This is a genomic window from Methanosarcina sp., from assembly GCF_049706645.1.
In the GTDB taxonomy this organism is placed as follows: Archaea; Halobacteriota; Methanosarcinia; order Methanosarcinales; family Methanosarcinaceae; genus Methanosarcina.
Map to the genome: position 1 here is coordinate 1 of NZ_JBNAKP010000031.1, position 2,686 is coordinate 2,686.

Here is a 2,686-nt window from a genome sequence, read left to right on the forward strand (position 1 = left end):
GCGGAGATTCAAGTGCGACAGATCTGTCAAAATCTATTGGCTATTCTGAAAATGATCTTAAAGCTGCTCCGGATGCGAATCTGGGTCTTGGGTGCGGCAACCCGACAGCTTTTGCAGAATTAAAATCAAGCGACATTGTTCTGGATCTCGGCTCAGGTGCAGGGTTTGACTGTTTCCTTGCTGCACAGAAGGTAGGAAACTCAGGGAAGGTTATAGGAGTTGATATGACCCAGGCTATGATTGAAAAGGCACAGGCCAACGCTTTGAAGTATGGTTATTCAAATGTCGAGTTTCGTCTGGGAGATATCGAAGCTCTTCCTGTTGAAAGCAACTCAGTGGATGTTATTATCAGTAATTGCGTAATTAATCTGGCTCCAGATAAAGAAAAGGTTTTTAAGGAAGCATTTCGGGTTCTAAAACCAGGTGGCACAATGTATATCTCAGATATGGTGCTTCTGGCTGAGCTTCCGGAAGACTTAAAAAATGACAAAGATCTGCTGACAGGGTGCCTTGCAGGTGCCTTACTTAAAGAAGAGTATCTCAGGCTTTTAAAAGAAGCTGGATTTTCAGTTGAGATTTTGAATGAAGATCTGGATATAAGCAAAAGGCAGTATAGTGGATTGCCTGCAGAGAGTTTGAAGCTTAAAGCCTGGAAGTAATGGAAGCAAGGAAGGTTTCTCGCGTTTTTAAGCCATGGCTTGCACCTTAAAATTTAAAATCTAACAGGTGTACCCCGTGTTCTACTTTTTTCTTATACTAGGACATTTTCTTTTTTGTATTTTCAGGTAAATGTTTTATCCCGAAATAATTTCGCTTCTTGAAATTTCTACATTACAGCTATATTAAGGTACAAATGATTCACTATCATGCTGCAACTTCAAATTGCTTTCTTATTTATGTCCATTCTCCAGAACCGTGATGAAATGAAAATTTCTTCAACTTTTAATCCATTTGGGCTGCCTGCTATTGTATCAAAGATTGAAATGTTGGAAATCCTTGAATATGTGAAATCATCTCAGAATATAACAACTAAGAAACAACTTCAATAAAATAAAAAGAATAAAAATTTACAGTTTACTAAAAAGAAATCTAAATTTTCAGCTCAGACAAGATCTCTTTTTTCCCAGGAGGAAGGGGAAATAATTGTTGATGAGAATGATTATAGGTACCATAAGTAGAAGATTTAGTGCTGTTAAAATAAGGGCGAAAGGAGCATTATAGGATAAATGCTCAATATCAAGTCCGAATGTTAAAACTGCCAGTTTCGTTAGGATATCTTTAATGGGAAAATGAAGCGCAAGCACGATAATACTGTTTCTCCCATAATACTCCAGTATCCTTGAACTCCCTATCTGTTTAAACAGATATACAAAGGCAAAAGTCCCTGAGAAAGCCAGGAAGTAATATGAAAAAAAGTTTCCATATTCCAATATATTCATATTCATAATTTCAGTTGTTGGAAATCCGAAGAGATATCCTATATATAAAATATTTAGAAGAATAAGAAATCCATTAAAAATATTATTATGTCCAAAGATACTTTGGATAAATCTCGAATCTGATTCCAGAATTGAACCAGACCTGGATTTTCCTTCTAAACTAAGGAATTTTCTAAATAGATTACCTGCTCCATAAAAGACTACGGCAGTGAGGGCCACATCAGCATTCCAGAGCAACCTGAAGGGTACATACATCGCATAAAGGTAACCTAGAATCCCAATCACAATAAGCCAGAATACAAGTTTTTTCGGCTCCAAATAGTACTTCTTCGCAAATCCGTAAAAAAGAAGCTCGGTCACAAAAAGGCAAGGCAGGAACCAAAGAGGTGGATTGTAAGAGATTAATGGACCAAGTGCATAAAGGATGGAGTAAATCCTATAAAGGGCATTGTCTTCACAAAATTCAATATTTGTAACTTTTGGCTGATATACGGTATCCAGTAAGCAGTAAAACAGGCAGGTTAAAAATGCAAAAAAGAAGTAAGGTAGAAGAAGAGACCTGAATTTCCCCTTTACAAAATTTGCTCCCGATTTTGAGTATTTTCCGAAATCAAAAAGAAATCCGGAAATAAAAAAGAAAAGCGGCATGTGAAAAGAAAATATATAGGTATCTAGCGCTGCAGGTAAACTATGGTGCCCAAGTACCACAAGCATGATCCCAATACCTTTTAAAGCATCAATCCAGTTAAGTCTCATATTAATCTATAGTCCTGTATGTTGTCATTTTCTCTGTATACTTACTTATCAGGGCTTGAGCGATCTTGCACTTGATCCGGTTTTACTTTATCTTCATTGCATGATATTTATAATCATTTTTTTATTTAATTTTTAAGTCTTTTATTTCGGTTTTAATCTATTCTTATAATCGAGGACAACCAAAATCATAGACGTTTGAAATCGGCTCTATGCATAAAACTTTAGACATCCTTGAATTCGATACTGAGTCTTTCTGCTTTTTTTGCCAGAGATCTTGCAAGGAAGCCACTCTCTAATCTGCAGAGATTGAGTACTGCACAGGGTACCAGGCAGTTTGAGGAGCAATTTGCTTCCTGTGCTTTATCAATCACATAGTTGTTCTTGATGTCCAGAATTTCTGTCATGGGAACTTCCATATGAGAGAATTTCTTTATCTTTTCACACGGAGTTTCGATGTCAATAATAATTTTATTTCCCTTTTTGCTTCCATG

The 2,686-nt window shown here is 36.4% G+C and carries 3 protein-coding genes; 1 reads left to right on the plus strand and 2 read right to left on the minus strand.

The genetic code is table 11. The features are described 5' to 3' along the window. A partial coding sequence (locus ACPK8D_RS11730) for an arsenite methyltransferase (RefSeq protein ID WP_424718040.1) occupies nt 1-659 on the plus strand: 659 nt, incomplete at its 5' end. Nucleotides 660-1,097: 438 nt separating this feature from the next. Here ACPK8D_RS11730 and ACPK8D_RS11735 read toward each other — a convergent pair. Together ACPK8D_RS11735 and ACPK8D_RS11740 are read right to left on the minus strand one after the other, a co-directional pair. Further along, the gene (locus ACPK8D_RS11735; RefSeq protein ID WP_424718041.1) at nt 1,098-2,195 is read right to left on the minus strand and encodes an acyltransferase family protein; all 1,098 of its coding nucleotides are present in this window, start codon (nt 2,193-2,195) and stop codon (nt 1,098-1,100) included. 221 nt (nt 2,196-2,416) lie between these two features. Further along, a partial coding sequence (locus ACPK8D_RS11740) for a DUF6951 family protein (RefSeq protein WP_424718042.1) occupies nt 2,417-2,686 on the minus strand: 270 nt, incomplete at its 5' end.

Coding starts and splice junctions, on each gene's coding strand:
- ACPK8D_RS11735 (WP_424718041.1), bottom strand. CDS start 2,195: ATGAGACTTAACTGGATTGATGCTTTAAAAGGTATTGGGATCATGCTT.